The following is a 21,556-nucleotide window of genomic DNA, read 5'->3' as shown; positions in this document are numbered from 1 at the left end:
TCGAGCCTCGACCTCGGGATGCTGACACAGTGCCGCTTCCGACGTCGACCTTAACTTGAAATCTCATACCTTGAAATGCCAGTATCAGAGTATGGACAGCTCCTTTGAGAACGACAGCAGCGGCGTCGGCGTGATCGACAAGGCGGCCTTGGTGATGAGCGCGTTGGAGTCGGGCCCGGCAACCCTGGCCCAGCTCGTGTCCGCCACCCACCTGGCCCGCCCCACGGCGCACCGCATCGCGGTCGCGCTGGAGTTCCACCGCTTGGTGACCCGGGACTCCCAAGGACGTTTCGTCCTGGGCCCCAGGCTCTCCGAGCTGGCCAGCGCCGCGGGCGAGGACCACCTCCTGGCCGCCGCCGGACCGGTGCTGGCGGCGCTGCGCGACAAGACCCATGAGTCCGCGCAACTCTACCGCCGTCAGGGCGACGTGCGCATCTGCGTGGCCAACGCCGAGCGCCCCATCGGCCTGCGCGACTCCATTCCCGTGGGCGCCACCATGTCCATGCAAGGGGGATCCGCGGCACAGGTGCTCCTCGCCTGGGAGGAGCCCGACCGCCTGCACCGCGGTCTGGTGGGCGCCCGCTTCACCGCCACCATGCTTTCGGCGGTCCGACGCCGGGGCTGGGCCCAGTCGGTCGGAGAGCGCGAGCCAGGGGTCGCCTCGGTCTCAGCGCCGGTGCGCGGACCGGGGGGAAAGGTGGTGGCCGCGATCTCGATCTCCGGGCCCATCGAGCGCATGGGCCGCCAGCCCGGCCGCGTCCACGGTCACGTGGTCATGGCGGCGGCGCGTCGCCTGTCCGAGGTGCTCAGCGACTCAGGCCCCGTCTCCTGAGCCGGTGCGCGCCCGCCAGGGCGATGGCGCGCCGGTAGGCCTCGACGTTCATCTGCACCACCGTGCCCCACTCGGGCAGCGGGTCGACCTCGTAGTTGTGCGCCTTGATCCGCTCGAGCAGCTCGTCGTCCCCCAGGAGCGCGGCCAGCTCGCGGGTCAGGCCGGCGTCGTCGTCGGCCAGGAGACCGTCGATGCCGTCGGTGACGAAGTCACTGACCCCGCTGGAGCGCAGGGCGACGACTGCCAGCCCCGCACTGCGGGCCTCGAGGGTGGAGATGCCGAAGGAGTCGGCGGGAGAAGTCTGCAGGTAGATGTCGGCCCGGGTGAAGGCCTGGGCGAGCTCGCTGCGCTCAACGCGCCCCACGAGGGCGATGCGGTCAGCCAGGCCGGAGTCGGCAACCTCCCGGGTGAGCCGGTCACGCAGCGGACCGTCCCCGTAGATCTTGAGGACGGCATCGGTTCCGGGCGTGCTCCTGACCGCCTGGGCGAAGGCGCGCACGACTTGCAGGGGGCGCTTGCGCTCGATCCACCGCAGGGAGGCGACCACCGTGACCGGCCGGTGAGGCCTGCACTCCCGGGCGCCCGGTCTCGCCAGGCGCCAGTCGGCGATGGTGATGCCGTTGGGCAGGACGGTCACCGGATCATGGGCGCCGGCACGCCGGACCTCGGCGGCGAGCATGGAGGACACCGCCGTCAGGTCGGCACCGCCGCGCTGCCACCCTCGTACGGGACTGACGGGACCGAGTGCCCCGGCCACCGACGCCCAGGGACCCAGCACGCAGTGGAAGGTGACGGCCAGCGGGAGTCCCGCCCGCCGGGCCGCACCGATACCGGACCAGGCAAAGGGCGAGACGATGCCGACATGGGCATGGATGACGTCTGGACGCAGACGGGACATGAGATCGTGCAGCTCACGCCCGGCTCGTGGATGAACGGGCAGCTCGCTGGGCAAGTGCGCGGTCGTGCGGTAGACCGGGAAGCCATCGACCCGCTCAACGCTGCGGCCGCGATGCTCACCGACCGGCGTCGCGGTGACGACGGCGGGCCTGTGCCCCGCCAGCCTCAGGTTGCGGGCGAGGTCCCGCACCTGGGTCTCGATGCCGCCCAGTCGCGGCGCATAGCAGTCGGAGACGATGAGGACGCGCATGACCTCAAGTCTGCCACGTCCGTTTCCTCGCGGGGCCGGGCGCAGCCTCGGCTAGGAGGCGACCCCGGCGCCGCGCAGCTCGGCGATGGCCGTCTCGAAATCCTCCAGGGAATCGAAGGAGGAGTAGACCGAGGCGAAGCGCAGGTAGGCGATCTGGTCAAGCTCGCGCAGAGGACCGAGGATCGCCAGGCCGACGTCATGGGAGTCGACGAGCGCCTGACCGCTGGCACGGATGGCCTCCTCGACCCTGTGGGCCAGGAGCGCGAGGTCGTCATCGGAGACGGGGCGGCCCTGACAGGCGCGCCGCACCCCGACCATCACCTTGTCCCGGCTGAAGGGCTCAACGACGCCGGAGCGCTTGCGGACCGACAGGCTGGCGGTCTCCAGGGTGGTGAAACGACGCCCGCACTGCTGGCACTCGCGACGACGACGGATCGAGGTGCCATCCTCCGCGGTCCGGGAGTCGACGACACGCGAGCCGTCGTGACGGCAGAAGGGGCAGTGCACGCCTCCGACCTCCGATCTCACTGAACTACCTGCTCGTCCATCGGAGACTAAACGCCCGGCAGGCCACCCCGCAAGCCTGCCTCGCAGAGTGACTGTTCCGTCGATAGATCCTCAGCCGACCGGAACCTCGAGGGGCTGCCCGGCATGGACGGTGGCGCTCTCCAGATCGTTGAGCTCGACGATCCGAGTCACCATCGCGGAGACGTCCGAGGTCCCACTGGCTGCGGCGATCTCCCACAGGGACTCACCGGGACGAACCACGGTGGTGGTTGTCCTCACGGCCCCCTGGGCGGCTGATGCGCTGGAGGTCGGAGAGGTCAGGCCCACCAGGCCTCCCAGCATGAGCCCGCAGCAGGTGAGCACGATCGCGGCGATGACGACCCGGGACCCGCCACGGAGGAGACGAGGACCGGCACCGGAACGGACGGTGCGTTCCTGAGGCTCCCGGGCCGGGCCGGCGACGAAGTCCTCTCGCCCCTCTTCCTGCGGAGCGCCGCCACGTTGACCCCCCTCACGCAGCCTGGACGCCCGCACAGCCGGGTGCTGAGGCGCCAGCTTCTCCAGCTCGGCCCGACGACCGCGCAGGGCAGCCGGCCGGGCGGGGCGACGCATCGGCGGCGCCGGCATCGTGAGGGCCGACGCTGCTGCGGGGCGTCGTGCGACGGCATCGGCCGCACGGCACGACGGAACCTCGGGGACGAAGTCATCAGTGACCAGCCGCAGCCGAGGCCGAGGAGGCACCTGCCCGGCGGCACGTCCGATACGCCGCACACCGGTCTGCTCGGCAGCCGGCTCGGCGGTGCGCTCGCGAACCTGGGTACGAGACGCCGGGCGGGGTGAGGGCGGGACGGCGATGGCGCTCATAGCTTCCTCCTGAACGTATGTTCGACGAACGCTTGTTCGATACAGTAGCGCCTCGACGGCAACACGTCCACCACTTCTTCGAACGTGTGTTTGAATCGTGCTCGTTTCGCCGCTAGGCTTGCTGCATCCGAGACAATCACGGGCCACCGACATCTATGTCGCCCCCTTACACGCCTTCAGGCGTGCGGGCGGCCCGGTAAGGAGGGCCAGGATCATGAGCACCACAGCAGACCAGGGCGCCTCACCGATGCCGGGCCTCCGCGCCGGCACCGGCGTCTCCGAGGCGATCACTGAGGCCGTCGACGGTCTCGACAGGCGTGCCCGAGCGGTCTACGAGGCGGTCCGGGAGGCGGTCGCCACGCACGGCTACCCCCCCTCGCTGCGGGAGATCGGTGAGCAGGTGGGCCTGACCAGCCCCTCCTCCGTCAAGCACCAGCTGGACAAGCTCGAGCGCCTCGGCCTGGTACGCCGGGATCCCAAGCGCCCTCGGGCGATGGAGGTCGTCGACGCCGGCAGCGGTATGAACCCGCCCTCGCACACCGGCCGGCCCGTCCCGAGCGAGCTCCCTCGGCTGGCGGGTATCGAGGACGGGGATGCCGTCGCCGTACCACTGGTGGGACGGATCGCCGCGGGAACCCCGATCCTGGCGGAGCAGGACGTGACTGACGTCATGGCCCTGCCCCGCCGTCTGACCGGTGAGGGTGAGCTCTTCATGCTGGAGGTGCACGGGGACTCGATGATCGAGGCGGCGATCTGTGACGGAGACTGGGTGGTGGTCCGCTCCCAGCCCGACGCGACCAACGGCGAGATCGTGGCAGCTATGGTGGAGGACGTCGACGGCGCCTCGGCAACGGTCAAGGTGCTCTCGCGCCGGGACGGTCACCAGTGGTTGCTCCCCCGCAACTCCAGCTACGCACCGATCGACGGCGACCATGCCACGATCATGGGCAAGGTGGTCACGGTGCTGCGGTCGTTGTAGGGCTCGTTGCAGAACTCACTGTCAGCCCCGTTCGCGACCGAACCCGGTTCCACAGACACACGGTTGAGGGCCCGCCCCGGTGACCGGGGCGGGCCCTCAACGATTCAGGTCGGGCTCGGATCGGGCTCAGTAGCCCAGACCGCGGGCAACCCCACGCAGGTGGTCGGCGGAGGCGGTCAGGCGCTCCTTCTCATCCGAGGTCAGGGGCAGCTCGAGGCGGCGCCCAGCACCCTCGCGGCCCACGATCGTGGGGACGGCCATGCACACGTCGGAGATGCCGTGCCAGTCGTCCAGCAGCGGGGAGATGGTGAGCACCCGCTGCTCGTCGTTGAGGACGGCGCTGATGATGCGCTGGACGGCCAGGCCGACGGCGTAGTTGGTCGCACCCTTGCCCTCGATGATGCGGTAAGCGGAGCGGACGACGTCGTGGGCGATGCGCTCGCGCTTGGTCTCGTCGAACACGCCGCCGTCGAGGGTGGTGCCCCACTGGGTGATCGGCACACCGCCGATCTCGGTGGAGGACCACAGGGGCACCTCGGAGTCGCCGTGCTCACCGGCGATGTAACCGTGGATGTTCTGGACGGCAGTGCCGGTCTCCAGAGAGATGAGGTACCGCATACGGGCCGTGTCCAGCACCGTGCCGGAGCCGAAGACCTGGTTCTCGGGCAGGCCGGTGATCTTCTTGGCGCAGTAGGTCACCACGTCCACCGGGTTGGCCACGAGGACGAAGATGGCATTGGGGGCGACCTCCACGAGCTTGGGGAGGATCTTCTCCATGATGCCAACGGTGGCGCCGGCGAGCTCGAGGCGGGACTGGCCGGGCTTCTGCTTGGCGCCGGCGGTGATGGCGATGACATCCGCGTCGCGGCAGATCTCGGGGTCGTCGGATCCTGAGACGGAGCCGGCGGAGGTGAACTGGATTCCCTGGGCGATGTCGAGGGCCTCGGCCTCGACCTTCTCCTTGACGATGTCCTGCAGAACGACCTCGCGGGCAACGCCCTTGGTCACGCAGGCGTAGGCGAGGGTGGAGCCGACAGCACCGGCGCCGATGACAGCGACCTTGGAGGGACGGCCGGAACGGTTGGTGGGGTAGGAGCCTTCAGCGGTAGTGGTGATGGGGTCTGACACGTTCTTCTCCTCAGAGGGATCTGCTGGGCAGGACCGCAGGGGCGAGAGCACCCGCTTGCGCAAGCCTACGTGCAGATCCAACTGAGTGGCACATACCTAAGGGCCCACTCGGCAGGCTCGCTACCCCCTGGGGACCACGGAGCTGGTGGACAGGCGCCTGAGGGCGGCGCGGACCACGTCGGGCTTCGTCGTCGGCCACAGGGCGGGCATGGAACGGGTGAGGAACCCTGAGTAGCGGGCGGTGCGCAGACGGGAGTCCAGGACGGCGACGACGCCGCGGTCCTGGCTGCGGCGAATGAGCCGCCCCGCTCCCTGGGCCAGGAGCAGGGCGGCGTGGGTGGCGGCCACGCTCATGAAGCCGTTGCCTCCGGCGGCCACGACGGCGTCGGTGCGGGCCTGGGCGACCGGGTCGTCGGGGCGGGGGAAGGGAATGCGATCGATGACGACGAGCCGGCAGGTGCGTCCGGGTACGTCCACGCCCTGCCACAGCGAGAGGGTACCCACCAGGCAGGCTGCCTCGTCGTCGGCGAAGGCCTGCACCAGGGTGGGCAGCTGGTCGTCCCCCTGGGCGTAGACGGGCAGGTCGGTGGCTCCGCGCAGCACCTCGGCGGCCTCCTGGGCGGCGCGCCGGGAGGAGAACAGGCCCAGCATGCCGCCGCCGGAGGCCTCGACCAGGGCGAGCATCTCGTCCAGGGCGGCCTCGGAGATACCGGCGCCGGGGCGGGGCAGGTGGGCTGCCACGTAGAGGATGCCCTGGCGGGGGTAGTCGAAGGGCGACCCGACGTCGATTCCCTTCCAGGTCTCCTCGGCCAAGGTCAGTCCCAGGGCCCGGGCCATGGGGTCGAAGCTTTCCCCCAGGGCGAGGGTAGCCGACGTCATGACACTGGTGCGCCCGTTCAGCAGGTGGCCCGCCACCGAGCCGGCCACCTCGATGGGGGCCAGGAGGAGCCTCGGGGGCTCAGCGCCCATGCGGGGACGCTCGATCCAGGCGACATCGCGTCCCTGGGCCACCGAGTCCGAGGTCATGCGGTCCAGCGCGTCGACCAGATCGCCGACGGCGGTGCGAGCGATCGCGAGTCCCCCGGCCGCCTCGCTGGAGCGTTCGCGGCCCAGGGTGCGGGCCCGGTCGCGTACGTCGGAGGCGACCTGGCGGGCGGCGCCGCCCAGGACCACGAGCGCGTCGTGCAGGGCGGCGGGCAGGGGCGCCTCCAGCCGGCCGTCGGGCAGCTCGGCCAGGACGAGCTGAAGGGTCTGCCCGGCGGCCTCCAGCTCGCTGACCAGAACGGAGGCGTGCTTACGAGCGGTGGCGGCGGTGCGCGCCACGGCGGACGCCGACAGGGCGATGGTTCCCTGGGAGCGGACCCGGTCGGCCAGCTCATGGGCCTCATCGACGATGAGGACCTGGTGGTCGGGCAGGACCCCGGGGTTACCGGCGACGACCACGCCGAGCATGGCGTGGTTGGTGACCACGAGGTCGGCCCGGGACGCGGCGGCGCGGGCCAGCTCGGGGAAGCACTCGGCCTTCAGGGGGCAGGACTGCCCCAGGCACTCCGCACGGGAGACGGAGACCTGCGCCCAGGCGCGCTGGGAGACGCCGGGGACGAGGTCGTCACGGTCGCCGGTGTCCGTTCTGGCCGCCCACTCGCGCAGGCGCACCACCTGCTCCCCCAGGCCCGCATCGGCCCCGTGACCTGCGGCCGGCTGGGCGATGGCGTCGCCGACGCCGAAGAGCGCGGACTCGTCCTCGTCCTGCGGGTAGCCGCCGGCCAGGCGGTGGCGGCACAGGTAGTTCTGCCATCCCTTGAGCAGGGTCACCCCGGGGCGGGTGCCGGTGACCCGCTCGACGGCGTCGGCAGCCAGGGGCGCATCCTTGGTGAGGACCTGCCGCTGGAGGGCCAGGGTGGCGGTGGAGACCACGACCCGGCCGCCGGTCTCCACGGCGTGGACCATGGCGGGCACCAGGTAGCCGAGGGACTTTCCCGTTCCGGTACCGGCCTGTACCAGGAGATGGGTGCCATCGGCCACCGACCGGGCGACCTCGCTCGCCATGGTGATCTGGCCCTGGCGGGGGCTGCCGCCCATGGCGCGGACCGCGGCGTCCAGGACGTCCAGGACGCTCCGGTCACCGGATCCGTCAGCGGCAGGCCGGCTCGGCTGGCTCAGCTCGGTTCGGGTCACGGTGGGCTCAGCCGACGGGGGCGCCGGCGGCGTCCTCGATCTCGGCTGCCAGGGCGGCGCCGACGCGCGCCACGAGCCGGGTCCCCGTCTCCACGTAGTCGACGGTGTCGATCTCGCCCTCGGCATGGACCCGGGAGACGAGGTCACCGCGCGAGTAGGGCACGACGACGTCGATACTCACCTGAGGTCGGGGCAGCATCTGCTCGATGCGGGCCCGGAGCTCCTCGATCCCCTCCCCCGTACGGGCCGAGACGGCCACCGCTCCGGGAAGGCGGGTGCGCAGCGCCGCCAGCGTGACGGCGTCGGCGAGGTCGATCTTGTTGAGGACGATGAGCTCGGGCACGTCCAGGGCGCCGGGGATCTCGGACAGGACGGTGCGCACGGCCGCCACCTGGCTGAGAGGGTCGGGGTGGGCGGCGTCGACGACGTGGAGCACGAGGTCGGCTCCGGCCACCTCCTCCAGGGTGGAGCGGAAGGCCTCGATGAGCTCGTGGGGCAGGTTGCGCACGAAGCCGACGGTGTCGGTGAGCGTGTAGGTGCGCCCCTCGGGGGTCTCGGCCCGCCGCACGGTGGGGTCGAGGGTCGCGAACAGGGCGTCCTCGACCATGATGCCGGCCTCGGTGAGCCGGTTCATGAGGGAGGATTTGCCGGCGTTGGTGTAGCCGGCGATCGCCACCGAGGGGATGGCGCCGCGTCGGCGCGAACCGCGCTTGGTCTCACGGGAGGGAGCCATGGCCTGGATCTCGCGGCGCAGCCGGGCCATGCGCTGGCGGATGCGGCGCCGGTCGAGCTCGATCTTGGTCTCTCCGGGGCCGCGTGATCCGATGCCCTGGCCGGCGGCCACGCGACCTCCGGCCTGACGGGACATGGACTCGCCCCATCCGCGCAGGCGCGGCAGGAGGTACTCGAGCTGGGCGAGCTCGACCTGGGCCTTGCCCTCACGGGACTTGGCGTGCTGGGCGAAGATGTCCAGGATGAGGGCGGTGCGGTCGACGACCTTGACGCCGACGACGTCCTCCAGGGCACGGCGCTGGGAGGGAGCGAGCTCGCCGTCGACGATGACAGTGTCGGCTCCGGCGGCGGCCACCACGTCGGCCAGCTCGCGAGCCTTGCCGCTGCCCAGGTAGGTGGCCGGGTCGGGGTGGTCGCGCCTCTGGATGAGGGCGTCGAGGACCTGGCTGCCGGCGGTCTCGGCCAGGGCGGCCAGCTCGCGCAGGGAGGTGTCGGCGTCCTGGAAGTCGCGCACCTGAAGGCCGCTGCCGCCCGGCGAGGAGGCGTGAGGGCGGGGCAGCTCCAGGCCGACCAGGACGACCTTCTCCAGGCGGACCTGGCGGTACTCGACCTCGCTGACGTCCTCGAGCTCGGTGGACAGTCCGGCCACGCGACGGCGGGCGGCGCGGGCCTCGCGCTCGAGGGCGCCGTCGTCGGCGCCGTCCTGGTGGCCGTCCGCCTGCTCGTGCTGGGCGGCCGTGGAGGCCAGGGCGGTTCCGGTCCGGGAGAGGACTCGGGCGACGACGTCATGGATATCGCGGCCGTTGGGAGCGTCACTGACGTCTGCGTCGTCGGGGGCCGAGGGAGTGCTGGAGTGGTACTGGGTCACAAGAAGTCCTTCATCGTATGCCTGCGCCCCCTCGATGGGGCGCGGTGGTTCTTCCGGGAGCGACGTCGGCTACCGGTTCAGCGCATACGAAGGATCCACATGGGGGCGATGCTACTGCCCGCGGGCCTGCGAGGCCACCCGCGCGCTCAGGCGGCGCGTCGGGCCAGCAGCGGGGTGAGGAGGAGCCCCGCGGCGAGCACGACGAGTGTCGGCCACAGCCGGTCCGTCTCGACGCCGGATGCTGTGGGGGCGACGAAGGCCGTGGCGGCCGTCCCCAGGACGGCGCCGCCGGCCGCACCGGCGATCGTCACGGCGGTGGCGGCCTGGGCGTGGGTGATGCCGTCGGGCCGGGCGGGATCGGTGACGACTCGGTTCATGGTGTCCAGGTGGGTCAGGCCCATGCCGATGCTGGCCACGCCGTATCCCACGGACAGCCCCCACCAGTCCGGTCGACCCAGAACCGTGACCACCATGAGCGTGGTTCCGACCATGAAGAAGACCGCGGCCAGCGTGGTGCGGCGCCGATAGGCCTCCGGCTCACGGGCCGGGCGGGTCCCGCAGGCGATCGCGACGACCGACCAGCCGATGCCGCCTGCGGTCAGCGCCCAGCCGGTCTGGGTCGGGGTCATGCCCAGGACGTCGTGGGCGCTGGGGGCCACCAGGTAGTCCAGGGTCAGGAAGAAGGCGCACACCCACATCAGGGTGGCGATGCCCGCGCGCCGGCCGGGTACCAGGCGCAGGGTCCCATCCGGCAGGACGCGTGAGCATGACCAGATCACCAACGCGGTGCCGACGACGACGCCGGGCCAGAACCAGGGGCTGGAGGCGCGCAGCGCCCCGATGAGCGCCACGCCCGCGGCCATGGCCAGGGCGGGCAGCCATGGCACCGCCTCGTCGTGCCCCGTCTCCTCATCCAGGCTGAGGTCGCGGATCTGAGTGGCCATGACGGCCCGGGCAGCGACGAGCACGGGCAGGTAGGCCACGAGGGCCCAGCGCCAGCCCCAGGAGGCGCTGATACCGGAGGCGTAGACGGGGCCGGCCAGGGCCGCCACGACCCACATGCCCGAGCCCGCCGCCAGGCACAGTCGTCTCCAGGCGTCGGGCAGGCCGGCAACCATGACCCCCATGGTCGCGGTCGCCAGGGCCCCGGCGGCCAGACCCCGCAGGATCTCCCCGAGGACGTACACCCAGACGTTCGGGGCGAGGGCTCCGACGACGGCGCCGCCCACCAGCAGGACGGTGAGCGCGGTCATGAGGCGGGCCGGCCGCCACCGGGTGAGCATGGCCCCGCCCAGCGGCATCGTGAGGAAGGCGGGAACCTGGGCCGCGGCGGTCACCAGACCGTAGGTGTTGCGGGCGTCCATCTCGGTGGCCAGCAGCGGCAGGACCGTTTGGTTGAGGTAGACCTGCATGCCCGCCAGCAGCTCGACGACGAGCACCGCCATCGCCAGGTGCCCCGCCCGTGAGCCCAGGAGCGCCCTGATCGACGGACTGGTCGAGGAGCTGGGCGGGGCGGTCATGCCCGTCAGAGTACGCGGGTAGCCTGGCGGGCGTGAGCGAGCACTACTTCACCGCCTCCCCCGCCGTCGAGGCCGAGGAACGCACTCACCGGTTCTCGATCCGCGGCGTCGAGCGCACGGTGGTCACGGCCTCGGGCGTCTTCAGCGCCGACCGCCTCGACAAGGGCACCCAGGCCCTCCTCGACCATGTCCCCGATCCGCCCGAGGCCGGGACCTTCCTCGACCTGGGTTGCGGCTGGGGACCGATCACGCTGGCCCTGGCCGAGGCCGCCCCCGGGGCCACGGTTCTGGCGGTCGATGTCAATGAGCGCTCGCTGGCCCTGACCGCCCGCAACGCCGAGGCCGCAGGCCTGGACAACGTGCGCACATCCCCGGCCGAGGCGCTGTTGACCGAGCTGCGAGAGACCTCCAGAACGGTGGACCTCATCTGGTCCAACCCGCCGGTGCGCATCGGCAAGGAGGCCCTGCACGAGCTGCTGCTCACCTGGCTGCCGCACCTGTCAGCCGACGGCGAGGCCTGGCTGGTGGTCCTCAAGAACCTGGGGGCCGACTCGCTGGCGAGGTGGCTGACCGATCAGAACTGGGACGTGAGCCGGCAGGCGTCGTCGAAGGGCTTCCGGGTGCTGCGGGTGCGCCGCGGGCAGAACGAGTCGGCCGAAGCCTGAACCGCCCGCTCGCGACGCGGACGGTTATCACCGTCTACCAGCGTCTACCGCCGTCGTCGGGCCGCCAGGCGCAGGTCGATGACGGCGACCCCGGCAGCCACGGCGATGGCGGCCACGACGGCCAGCAGACCCGCCTGGGCGGCGGCGTCCCAGCCCGAGGAGTGTGAGACGCGGAAGGTCAGGCCCGTGATGGCTGCGATGCCGATGGAGGCGCCGATGCGCTCGCCGGTCTGGAGGATGCCGCCCGCGGCTCCGGCGTACTGCAGTGGGACGTCGGCCAGGGAGAGGGTCTGGTTCGGGGAGACCACGAGACCCTGACCCACGCCGAGCACGAGGAGCGTCAGTGTCAGCCACCAGGGGCTCCAGCCGGCGTGCGCGTGCATGTGGATGATGCCCACGCTCGCCAGCAACCCGGCCATGCCGGCCGCCATGCCCCCGAGCACCATGGCGCGCCCCACCCGGATGACGCGGCGGCCGGCGACGGCGGCCGCGACCGATCCCGCCAGGGCGGCGGGTACGCCGATGAGTCCGCTGGCCAGTGCGGTGGAGCCCAGTCCCGCCTGGACGTACTGGGCCACGATGATCCACACGGAGGTGTAACCCAGGAAGTAGATGGCGATGGCCAGGCTCCCGTAGGCGAAGGAGGGGATGGTCAAGAGGCCGAGGTCCACCATGGGGGCGCCGCCCCGGGCCTGGTAACGCCTCTCCCAGGCCACCCAGGCGCCGATGACGCCGATGCCGGCCACCTCCAGGCTCCAGACCCAGGCACCGGCCGACGCCTCCATGAAGGGGATCATGACCAGGAGCGTGCCCATGGCGAGCAGCCCCATCCCCACCGGGTCAAGGTCGATCCTGCTCCGGCGGGGCACCCCGCCCGTGCCCGCGTCCATCCCGCCAAGCCGACCGTTATGGCCCTCGTCGTCCTGATGGCGCCAGGCGGAGTCCGGCAGGTAGCGGCGCGCGGCCCAGATTCCGAGCAGTACGAAGGGGACGTTGATGAGGAAGGAGGCTCGCCAGCCCCAGTCACCTCCGAGCCAGCCGATGAGACCACCGCTGATCACCGGGCCGACTGCCACTGAGACCCCGATGACGGCGCCGAAGAGGCCAAAGGCCCGCCCTCTGGCCTCACCGGAGTAGTACTGCTGGATCATGCCGGCCACCTGCGGGTTGAGCAGCCCTGACCCGACTCCCATGATCACTCGGGCCAGGTTGAGGGTGACGACATCGGGGGCGAGGCCCGAGGCCAACGCCCCGGCTCCGAACAGGAGCATGCCGATGACGAAGATCCGTCCCCGTCCCATGACGTCGCCGGCTCTGCCGGCCGGTACGAGGACGACCCCGAAGACGAGGGCGTAGCCGGAGACGACGAACTGGAGGCCGGCGGTGCCGGCGGCGAGGTCGTGGGAGACGGCCGGCAGGATGACGTTGACCGAGGAGACGGCCAGCAGTGAGACGAAGGCGGGGATGAGCAGCGTCGGCAGAAGCCTGCTGTGGTATTCCGGGGCCTCTGGCGCGTCGGAGGCTGAGGGTCGTGAGCTGGGCACCCCGAGAGGCTACCGCGCTCCGTTGCTCGGAGCGGTTCAGAGCTGTGAGGCCGCGGCGTGCTCGACGTCGTGCTGGACCTGACTGGGCTCCTCCGGTGCCGGCGTGGACCAGGCTCCGGACCGGATGTCGAGGACGATGCCGATGCCCAGGGCGATGAGGGCCGGCGGGATCCAGCCGGTGGAGTCGTTCCACAGCCCGGTGCGCGCCAGCAGCCCGCTGGGTCCCTCCCAGCCGGCGGCGGTGATCGCGGAGACGGATCCGAAGGCTCCGGCCGTGATGACGCACCACTGGTAGGCGGCCCTGAGCCGTCCGGGGGCCAGGGCGTCGACGAGCGTCACGGCGACCAGGGCGATGGCGAAGGGGTAGAGGAGGTTCAGCAGCGGTCCCGCGATCTTGAGGATGGCACTCAGTCCCAGGTTGGCCAAGGTGAAGGAGACGATGGCGCAGGCGGCGAGCTGCCGGTTGAAGGAGACCGAGGGCCAGGCCGTGTAGGCGTAGCCGGCCCAGGAGGCCAGTAGCCCCACCGCCGTGGTCAGGCAGGCCAGGATGACGATGGCGGCGAAGATGACGACGCCGGAGGTCCCCAGAGTGGAGGAGGCGGCGTTGCGCAGCAGCTCGGTGCCGTCCTTGGTGTCGGTGGTGATCTCTCCGCTGGTGCGGGTTCCCAGCACGGCCAGGCCGATGTAGACCAGCCCCAGCAGCGCCGCGGCGATGCAGCCGGACAGGATCGTGCCGCGCACCAGCCCCTTGGAGGATGTCAGGCCCCGCTCGCGCAGGGAGGTGATGACCACGATTCCGAAGACGCTGGCTGCCAGGACGTCCATCGTGAGGTAACCCTGGGTCAGCCCGGTGGTCAGGGGCGCGCTCGCGTAGGGTTCGATCGCCTCGCGCTCCACCCCGGGGGCCATCAGCACGGTGACCCCGCACAGGAGGGCCAGCAGAGCCAGCAATGCGGGTGTCAGCCAGCGGCCGACGCGGTCCGCCAGGCGACTCGGGCTGCGGGCGATGCCGAAGGCGACTCCCATGAAGACCGTCACGTGCACCAGGAGGGCCAGGCGGGAGTCGTGGAAGCCCCACAGCTCAAGAATGGGGCGGGTCGCCAGCTCGTAGGCGACCGTGGTGACGCGGGCGATGGCGTAGAGCGGGCCGATGGCCAGGTAGACCGCCAGCGGCATGACCAGACCGAATCGGGGCCCCACCCTGCGAGCCAGGCCGAGGATGCCCTCACCGGAGGTGGAGACGGCCACCACGGTGATGAGGGGCATGAGGACCCCGGTGGCGATGAAGCCCACCATGACCGGAATGAAGGACCTGCCCGAGGCCGCCCCCAGCAGGGGAGGGAAGATGAGGTTGCCGGCCCCGAAGAACAGGGCGAAAAGCATCAGGCCGGTCGGCAGGATGGTGCCGACGGTGGTGCGACTGGATGGTTGGGTCATGGTGGTTGGTTTCTCTTCTCGGATGCGGCGTCGGTGCGACGTCCGGGAACTGGTCGGGGCGGGTCTGGGGCTGTCAGGCGATGGTGACCCGTCCAGTGATCGTGGCCGGTCCGGTCAGCAGCACGGTGCTGTCCTCAGCCAGGGGATCGGCGCCCACGTGCACCCCGATCTGTCCGCCGGGAACAAGGATCCGGTAGTCCTCGGGGGCACCCGGTCCGGTCCAGGTGTGCAGGGCGACGGCGACGGCGCAGCACCCCGTTCCGCAGGAGAGCGTCTCCCCCACTCCGCGCTCCAGGACGCGCATGCGGGCGATGCCGACCGGTGCCTGGGTGTCGGGGTCGATCTCCTCCCCCAGTGGCACGACCAGCTCGAGGTTGGTACCGGTCTCGAGGGGAGGGTTGTAGACGACCGGGGCTGCGGAGTCGGTGAGCCCGGCGAACGAGGCCGCCTCGAGCTCGCTCTCCTCCCCCAGGGCGACGACGGCGTGAGGGTTGGGCATCTCGACGCTCAAGGCTGCTCGCTCCCCCATGAGGCCGGGCACGACGACGGTCATGTCCCAGCCCTCCTCCTGCGCCTGACGGGGGCGTGTGAGACGCGCAGGCCCCATGTCCACGGTCCACAGGTCTCCCAGGCGGGTGACGGTGCGCGCCCCGCCACGGGTACCGATGGTGACGGACTCGCCGTCGGCGATGGGTCGCAGGCCCTCGCTGTCCAGCACGTGGGCGAACAGGCGGGTGGCGTTGCCGCACATCTCGGCCACGGAACCGTCTGCGTTGTAGTAGTCCATGAACCACTCGGCCTCGGGGACGGCCGCGGTGAAGGCCCCGGCACCGGGCAGAGCGGTGGTCCGCACGACGCGCACGAATCCGTCGGCGCCGATACCTCCGTGACGGTCGCAGACCGCAGCGATATCGGCGCCGCTGACAGCGACCTCGCAGCTGGGGTCGACCAGCATGAGGAAGTCGTTGAGGGTCGCGTGGCCCTTGATGAGCTCACGGCCACGAAGACCTGTCGAGTGCGGCATGGCCCCTAGCCTAAGCGACGCCGTGAGATGCGAGAACGTGCTCCCATGCCTGCCTGGTCACCCGGGAGCGCTCGGCGTCGGTGCAGCGGCCCTCCTCGGTGAGGGCGACGTCGATCCACTGCACCCGCGGGTCGCGGCGGAACCACTTGATCTGGCGGGAGGCGAGCTGGCGGGTGGCCAGGGCGGTGGAGGCGATGGCCTCAGGCACGCTCATGGTTCCGTCGATGACCGCGAGCGCCTGGGAGTAGCCGATGGCGCGCGAGGCGGTCTCCCCCTGTCTGAGGCCCTGGTCGATGAGGGTCTCGACCTCCTCCACGAGGCCTCGCTCGAACATGGCGTGGGCGCGGGCATTGATGCGGGTGTCCAGGAGCCGGCGCTCGCAGCGCAGAGCGATGTGGACGGTGGGGGCCACGTCCTCGTAGCGGGGCAGTGAGGCGGAGAAGGGACGCCCCGTGATCTCGATGACCTCCAGGGCGCGCACGATCCTGCGGGTGTTGGAGGCCTCGATCCGCTCGGCGGCCACTGGGTCGAGCCGGACCAGCTCGGCGTAGAGGGCGGGGGTCCCCTCGCGCTCAGCGCGCTCGGTCAGGCGGGTGCGCACGGCCGGGTCGGTGCCGGGGAAGTCGAGCCCGTCGGTGAGGGCCCGCACGTACAGGCCCGAGCCTCCGGCGATGATCGCCAGGTGCCCTCGGGACTCGACGGCGTCGATGTCACTGCGGGCCGAGCGCTGGAAGGCGGCCACACTGGCCCGGTCCCTGACGGTGAGGACGTCGATCTGGTGGTGGGGGACGCGGACCCTCTCGGCCGGGCTGGGCTTGGCGGTGCCGATGTCCATGCCTCGGTAGAGCAGGGAGGCGTCGGCGTTGATGATCTCGGCACGGGCGGCCGGCCCGCTCACCTGGGCCTGCTCGGCCAGGTCGAGGGCGAGGTCGGACTTTCCGGTGGCGGTGGGGCCGATCACCGCCACCCGCGGAAGCCGGCGGGTGCTTGGGCCCGTTGGGATCACGGGGCTCAGATCTCCGGCAGGAGGGGGCCCACCAGGCTGAGGGCCTGGGTGCAGGAGGACAGCGCCGTGTCCAGGTGGAGGCGGAGCTGGGCGTCGGAGACCCCGGCGGACAGGTCGGTGAGGTAGGTGGCTCGCACCAGTGGTCCGACGGGGGTGTCGACGACGCCGACGGTGGGGAAGAACTTGTCTCGGTTCCAGTCGTTGACGCTGGCGGCGATCTCGTCGCGCTGGGAGGCGGGGGCGGCCTCCTCCCAGTCACCGGAGACCAGGAGCCAGCCGTCGTGGCCCTCGGGGATCTCGATGACGAAGGGGAAGGAGTCCCAGGTGCCCAGGAGGCAGGGGTGCTCGCGGTCGTCGGCCAGCTGGACGTTGTAATCCATGGGGCCGGTGAGCATGGACTCGATCCTGGCCAGGGTGAGCGGATCGGTGGCCTCATCGGTCGGCTCTGCACCCAGAGAGCGACCGGCGACGTCGCACTCCCCTGAGGCGTGCTCATCCGGTCGGCCTGATCGGCTCGGCCAGGTGCGCGAGGCGTCGAAGGCCTCTGTCGAGGCGGCTGCCTTGGCCCGATCCGATATTCGACCCGATGGGCTCGCCGAGTCCTCGGTGACCGCTGGAGCCGTCGAGTCGGCTGAGTCCGCCGAGCTCGTTGGGTCCGGTGAGCCGGCTGATGCCCCGGAAGCACGCGGCGCTCCCGACTCCTCGGTGCGGCCGGGGGTCCCGGCGTCGCCGGGAACGGTCGGGGACTCCTGCTGAGGGCTCTGACGGTGGCTCTGCTGGATCCCTCGCTGATGGTCCAGCGCCCGCACGTCCCACTCCTTGCCCAGGAGCCGCGCGATGAAGTCGGTGAGGCGTTGCAGTCGCGGCATCAGGGCTCCAGGCTTCCTCGCAGCTCGTCGGGAAACTGCTCCTCGGCCTCGTGCATGAGGGCGACGATGAGCCGGCAGCCGCCGAAGACGAAGTCCTCGAGCTGCCTGTCCGTCATCCCTGCCTCGAGGGGGTAGGTGTACTCGCCGTGAAGGCGCACCACGCCGCCGTCGGCGACGGTGAGGTAGGCCTTGGGGCCGATCCGGGTGGTGTTCCAGTCCTCGACCAGGGCGCGTAGCTGGGTCAGGTGCTCGGTATCGGCGATGCGGTGCCAGATCCCGCGCATCTGGACGGCCCTGGTGTCCTGGAAGATGGCGTGGACGGTGACGTATCGCCACGGGATGCCGATGTCGCCCTCGTCATCGATGAAGTAGCGCAGCCCCAGGCGCTTGACGCACTCGTGGATACGGTCGACGTCCACGGGCCTGGGGACCGTGGCGGCGGCAGCAGAGCTGGCGTCGGAACTGGGCATGCTTCCCAGCCTAGCGGGGTGAGCGGCCTCCTCCCCACCGCATTCGGCCCGCTCCACCGTCAGCGCAAAACGGGCAGGACCCTCGAACGGCGTCCCGGCCCTTTCCCATCACTCACCGCCGGACGCAACGGGTGCGGGCTCTGAGACCGGAACCGTCACTGAGCCCGCACCGCCGTCACGAGCGCTGCGCCCTGGGGAGGCCGATTCATGTGTTAGAGCTGTTCGCCGATCCTCTGGGAGAACTCCACGAGGCGGTTGGAGAATCCCCACTCGTTGTCGTACCAGCCGAAGACCTTGACCTGGCCGCCAATCACCTCGGTCAGAGGCGCATCGAAGATCGAGGAGTGCGGGTTGCCGACAATGTCGTGGGAGACGATCGGCGCCTGGGAGTACTGCAGGTAGCCGGCCAGCGGCCCATGATCGGCAGCCTCGCGGAAGGCCGCGTTGACGTCCTCGACCGTTGCCGGGCGGGAGGTGACCACGGTGAGGTCGGTGATCGAGCCGACCGGGACCGGCACCCTCATGGAAGCGCCGGTCAGACGCCCGTCGAGCTCGGGGATGACCAGACCGATGGCCCGGGCGGCCCCCGAGGAGGTGGGAACGATGGAGACGGCGGCAGCGCGCGCCCGACGCAGGTCCTTGTGGGGCGCGTCGTGAAGCCGCTGGTCACCGGTGTAGGCGTGGATCGTCGTCATGAGACCGCTCTCGACCCCGAAGGAGTCGTTGAGCACCTTGGCCAGCGGGGCCAGGGAGTTCGTGGTGCACGACCCGTTGGAGAACACGTCGGCGGCGGAGACATCCAGCCGGTTGTCGTTGACCCCCAGGACGAAGGTGGGGACGTCGCCCTTGGCGGGCGCGGAGACGATGACCTTCTTGGCACCGCCCTCGAGATGCTGGGCGGCCTTGTCCCGGTCGACGAAGAACCCGGTGGACTCGATGACGACGTCGGCCCCGACCTCGCCCCAGGGGATCTTGGCCGGATCCGGCTCGGAGAAGACCTTGATGGTCCGCCCGCCGACCTCGAGGTCGCCGCCGTCGGCAAGGACGCCGTCGAGATGCCCGGCCACCGAGTCCCACTCCAGGAGCGTGGCCAGCGTGCCCGAGTCGGTCAGGTCGTTGACGGCGACGACCTCGACGTCCGCCCCACTTGCCAGCGCGGCACGCAGGTACGTGCGCCCGATACGTCCGAAGCCGTTGATACCGATACGAATAGTCATGTTCCTTCTCCTTCGGTCAAGGGAGGCGCCGGAGGACACCGACGCCGACGTGCAAGGCTCAGGAGGAAGCGGACCCGTCGTCACCGGGAGCCCCACCAGCGGCCCCGGCTGCGGCACGGAGCAGCTCGAGGGCGCCCTGACAGGCCGCGTCGTACGGGGCCCTGTCCTGCTCGGCCATGGCCAGGACGTAACCGCCCTGAACAACGGCGACCATCGTGCGAGCAAGATGGTCCGGCTCAAGGTCCGCCGGCAGACGGCCCTGCGACCTGGCCGCACCGATGACAACGACCAGCATCTCGCGAAGCCGGGCGAAGGCCTCGGCGACCGGCTCACGAAGACCGTCGTCGGCCACCACCGCCTTGTCCTGGGCCATCCGACCGACTCGACAACCCTTGAGCGGGTCACGGGGAAGGGTGAGGTAGGCGCTGAGGATCTCGAGCGGATCCTCGAGGTCCTTGATCGCAGCCTTCCAGGAATCCAGCTGGACCCGGCAGTTGTGATCCAGGGCCGCCAGCCCGAGGTCCCGCTTGGTGGGGAAATAGTGATACATGCTCCCCTGGCCGACGCCGGAGAGCTCGCGAACCGCTCGCGGGCTCGTGGCACTGTAGCCACGCTCCCACATCAGCTCGGCCATCGCCTCAACCAGCTTCTCTCTCGAGTCCACACCAGCACTGTACATACCTCTAGGTACAGTAGGCAAGTGTCAAGCTCCGTCACGTCTCGCGGTGCAGGTTGGTGCGGGTTCCAGGCGGGGACCGCTCAGGCGGGGGCGCCCACCCGCAGAGTGGGCAGGCCCAGGCTCACCGGGGCGGTGTCGGGTTCAGGCGCGGCGCAGGCCTCGGCCTGACGGCGCTCCCAGGCTTCGCCGGCGCGGGTGCGCCGCACCTGGAACAGAACGGGTCCGTCGTCGAGCCAGAGGCGGTCACCGGGCTTGAGCGCCTCGTTGGCGGCCGCGGCAACCGGGTCCGGCTCCCGCCCGCAGCGGGCCGAGTCGGCGATGAGGTTGTGGGGGGCGCCGTGGGTGACGCGCACACTCACCATGTCGCCGGGACGCGGGGCCCCACCGGCGTAGTCGTCCTCGGCCAGGCCCTCGGGCAGGGCCACATGGACGAGCCGGTTGTCGGCTGCGCGCCCGGAGATACGCGCGGTCACCGAGTCACGACGCCCCTCGCCCTCGGCGACGAGCACCTCCACGACGCGCCCCTCCTGCCCCTCGTTCTCCTCACGGGCGATGCGGCGCACGAGTGCATCGAGCCGCCGGTAGCGGTCCTTGACGACCTCGGCGGGGACCTGGTCGTCGCGGTCGGCGGCGGGCGTGCCCGGGCGCGGGGAGTACTCGAAGGTGTAGGCCGAGGCGAAGCGGGCGCGTTCGACGACGTCGAGCGTGGCCTGGAAGTCCTCCTCGGTCTCGCCGGGGAAGCCGACGATGATGTCGGTGGTGATGGCCGCGTCGGGCATGACATCGCGGACCTTGTCCAGGATGCCCAGGAAGCGCTGGGTGCGGTAGGAGCGCCGCATGGCCCGCAGAACCCGGTCGGATCCCGACTGCAGGGGCATGTGCAGGCTGGGCATGACCGCCTCGGTGGTGGCCATGGCCTCAATGACGTCGTCGGTGAAGGCGGCGGGGTGGGGGCTGGTGAAGCGCACGCGCTCGATGCCCTCGACTCCCCCGGCCGCTCGCAGCAGCTTGGCGAAGGCGCCGCGGTCGCCGAAGCCGACTCCGTAGGAGTTGACGTTCTGCCCCAGGAGGGTCACTTCGATGGCCCCCTGGGCGGCGACAGCCTCGACCTCGGCCAGGACATCACCGGGACGGCGGTCGCGCTGCTTACCGCGCAGGGAGGGCACGATGCAGAAGGTGCAGGTGTTGTTGCAGCCCACGGCGATGGAGACCCAGGCGGCGTAGGCGGACTCGCGGCGGGTGGGCAGGGTGGAGGGGAAGACCTTGAGGGACTCCTCGAGCTCGACGGCGGCCGCCGAGTTGTGCCGGGCGCGCTCAAGCAGGGCGGGCAGGACGTCGAGGTTGTGGGTGCCGAAGACGACGTCGACCCAGGGGGCGCGCTCGACGATCCCCTCCCCCATCTGCTGGGCCAGACACCCGGCCACGGCGATCTGCATGCCGGGGCGCTCGCGCTTGACGGCGGCGAGCTGGCCCAGGTTGCCGAAGAGCCTGGTGGCGGCGTTCTCACGCACGGAGCAGGTGTTGATAATGACGACGTCGGCCCCGCCGTCACCGGCGTCGGTGGCTCGGGCGGCCGCTTCGGGCACGTCCTCGACGCGCAGGTAGCCGGCCCCCTCCAGCAGACCCGCCATGTGCTCGGAGTCGTGGACGTTCATCTGGCAGCCCAGCGTGCGCACGTGGTAGGTGCGCGGCAGGGCTCCGCGGGCGTCAAGAGCGGGGGCGGTGGTGGCGAGCGTGGTCATCGCCGAGCAGTGTAGGTGGCGGTGGGGCCCCGCCCCAGTCCTGACGGACCGTCGTGACCAGATGCACGGCTGATCGTCCTCGACCTGAGCCTCACGGAGCGCCGCTTCCATTCTGCTGCGCGGATGCAGGCTCCTTCACTAGGATGTG

At 71.0% G+C, this 21,556-nt stretch carries 19 protein-coding genes; 3 read left to right on the top strand and 16 right to left on the bottom strand.

Going from position 1 to position 21,556, the window contains the following annotated elements:
• Positions 1-91 precede the first annotated feature (91 nt).
• Positions 92-832 carry an IclR family transcriptional regulator gene (locus BQ8008_RS03075; protein ID WP_108832753.1) on the top strand — a complete coding sequence of 247 codons (741 nt, stop codon included), beginning with the start codon at positions 92-94 and terminating at the stop codon, positions 830-832.
• Here the strand turns inward: BQ8008_RS03075 and BQ8008_RS03070 are convergent.
• The 3 genes from BQ8008_RS03070 to BQ8008_RS03060 all read right to left on the bottom strand — a co-directional run bounded on the left by BQ8008_RS03070 (position 807) and on the right by BQ8008_RS03060 (position 3,350).
• On the bottom strand, positions 807-1,979 hold the full coding sequence (locus BQ8008_RS03070; protein ID WP_108832752.1) for a glycosyltransferase family 4 protein: 1,173 nt from the start codon (positions 1,977-1,979) through the stop codon (positions 807-809). The genes BQ8008_RS03075 and BQ8008_RS03070 overlap by 26 nt on opposite strands.
• A 51-nt stretch (positions 1,980-2,030) precedes the next feature.
• On the bottom strand, positions 2,031-2,486 hold the full coding sequence (gene nrdR / locus BQ8008_RS03065) for a transcriptional regulator NrdR (RefSeq protein ID WP_108834606.1): 456 nt from the start codon (positions 2,484-2,486) through the stop codon (positions 2,031-2,033).
• 111 nt (positions 2,487-2,597) lie between these two features.
• Positions 2,598-3,350: a LysM peptidoglycan-binding domain-containing protein gene (locus BQ8008_RS03060; RefSeq protein WP_108832751.1), complete on the bottom strand. Its 753-nt coding sequence runs from the start codon at positions 3,348-3,350 to the stop codon at positions 2,598-2,600.
• A 214-nt stretch (positions 3,351-3,564) separates the two neighbouring features.
• Here BQ8008_RS03060 and lexA point away from each other — a divergent pair, with 214 nt between their 5' ends.
• On the top strand, positions 3,565-4,329 hold the full coding sequence (gene lexA / locus BQ8008_RS03055; protein WP_108832750.1) for a transcriptional repressor LexA: 765 nt from the start codon (positions 3,565-3,567) through the stop codon (positions 4,327-4,329).
• A 126-nt stretch (positions 4,330-4,455) separates the two neighbouring features.
• Here the strand turns inward: lexA and BQ8008_RS03050 are convergent, their stop codons facing one another.
• From BQ8008_RS03050 to BQ8008_RS03035, 4 genes are all read right to left on the bottom strand, one after another.
• Entirely contained in the window at positions 4,456-5,457 is a 1,002-nt protein-coding gene (locus tag BQ8008_RS03050) for an L-lactate dehydrogenase (RefSeq protein ID WP_108832749.1), read from the bottom strand.
• 120 nt (positions 5,458-5,577) lie between these two features.
• Complete coding sequence (locus tag BQ8008_RS03045) at positions 5,578-7,539, bottom strand: ATP-dependent DNA helicase (protein WP_234415439.1); 1,962 nt, start codon at positions 7,537-7,539, stop codon at positions 5,578-5,580.
• 103 nt (positions 7,540-7,642) lie between these two features.
• Entirely contained in the window at positions 7,643-9,235 is a 1,593-nt protein-coding gene (gene hflX / locus BQ8008_RS03040; RefSeq protein WP_108832747.1) for a GTPase HflX, read from the bottom strand.
• A 146-nt stretch (positions 9,236-9,381) separates the two neighbouring features.
• Positions 9,382-10,755 carry an MFS transporter gene (locus BQ8008_RS03035; protein WP_108832746.1) on the bottom strand — a complete coding sequence of 458 codons (1,374 nt, stop codon included), beginning with the start codon at positions 10,753-10,755 and terminating at the stop codon, positions 9,382-9,384.
• A gap of 32 nt (positions 10,756-10,787) precedes the next feature.
• Between BQ8008_RS03035 and BQ8008_RS03030 the strand changes: the two genes are divergently transcribed.
• Positions 10,788-11,420: a class I SAM-dependent methyltransferase gene (locus tag BQ8008_RS03030; protein WP_108832745.1), complete on the top strand. Its 633-nt coding sequence runs from the start codon at positions 10,788-10,790 to the stop codon at positions 11,418-11,420.
• Positions 11,421-11,464: 44 nt separating this feature from the next.
• On the opposite strand, the gene BQ8008_RS03025 is transcribed toward BQ8008_RS03030, so the two are convergent.
• From BQ8008_RS03025 to miaB, 9 genes are all read right to left on the bottom strand, one after another.
• Positions 11,465-12,964, bottom strand: a complete 1,500-nt coding sequence (locus BQ8008_RS03025) for an MFS transporter (RefSeq protein WP_108832744.1) — start codon at positions 12,962-12,964, stop codon at positions 11,465-11,467.
• A gap of 36 nt (positions 12,965-13,000) precedes the next feature.
• The gene (gene brnQ / locus BQ8008_RS03020) at positions 13,001-14,401 is read right to left on the bottom strand and encodes a branched-chain amino acid transport system II carrier protein (RefSeq protein ID WP_108832743.1); all 1,401 of its coding nucleotides are present in this window, start codon (positions 14,399-14,401) and stop codon (positions 13,001-13,003) included.
• A 73-nt stretch (positions 14,402-14,474) separates the two neighbouring features.
• On the bottom strand, positions 14,475-15,425 hold the full coding sequence (gene dapF / locus BQ8008_RS03015) for a diaminopimelate epimerase (protein ID WP_108832742.1): 951 nt from the start codon (positions 15,423-15,425) through the stop codon (positions 14,475-14,477).
• A gap of 10 nt (positions 15,426-15,435) precedes the next feature.
• Positions 15,436-16,431: a tRNA (adenosine(37)-N6)-dimethylallyltransferase MiaA gene (miaA, locus tag BQ8008_RS03010; protein WP_108832741.1), complete on the bottom strand. Its 996-nt coding sequence runs from the start codon at positions 16,429-16,431 to the stop codon at positions 15,436-15,438.
• Positions 16,432-16,436: 5 nt separating this feature from the next.
• Complete coding sequence (locus BQ8008_RS03005) at positions 16,437-17,300, bottom strand: YbjN domain-containing protein (RefSeq protein WP_108832740.1); 864 nt, start codon at positions 17,298-17,300, stop codon at positions 16,437-16,439.
• The gene (locus BQ8008_RS03000) at positions 17,300-17,770 is read right to left on the bottom strand and encodes a YbjN domain-containing protein (RefSeq protein ID WP_108832739.1); all 471 of its coding nucleotides are present in this window, start codon (positions 17,768-17,770) and stop codon (positions 17,300-17,302) included. The genes BQ8008_RS03005 and BQ8008_RS03000 overlap by 1 nt, the downstream gene beginning before the upstream one ends.
• A 212-nt stretch (positions 17,771-17,982) precedes the next feature.
• Positions 17,983-18,987, bottom strand: a complete 1,005-nt coding sequence (gap, locus tag BQ8008_RS02995; protein WP_108832738.1) for a type I glyceraldehyde-3-phosphate dehydrogenase — start codon at positions 18,985-18,987, stop codon at positions 17,983-17,985.
• Between the two features lie 58 nt (positions 18,988-19,045).
• The gene (locus BQ8008_RS02990; RefSeq protein WP_108832737.1) at positions 19,046-19,666 is read right to left on the bottom strand and encodes a TetR/AcrR family transcriptional regulator; all 621 of its coding nucleotides are present in this window, start codon (positions 19,664-19,666) and stop codon (positions 19,046-19,048) included.
• An 80-nt stretch (positions 19,667-19,746) separates the two neighbouring features.
• Complete coding sequence (gene miaB, locus BQ8008_RS02985; RefSeq protein ID WP_108832736.1) at positions 19,747-21,408, bottom strand: tRNA (N6-isopentenyl adenosine(37)-C2)-methylthiotransferase MiaB; 1,662 nt, start codon at positions 21,406-21,408, stop codon at positions 19,747-19,749.
• Positions 21,409-21,556 lie beyond the last annotated feature (148 nt).

The organism is Actinomyces sp. Marseille-P3109 (assembly GCF_900323545.1).
GTDB lineage: Bacteria > Actinomycetota > Actinomycetes > Actinomycetales > Actinomycetaceae > Actinomyces.
Note: the sequence above shows the minus strand (reverse complement) of the source record. Positions and strands in the feature narration are given on the sequence as shown.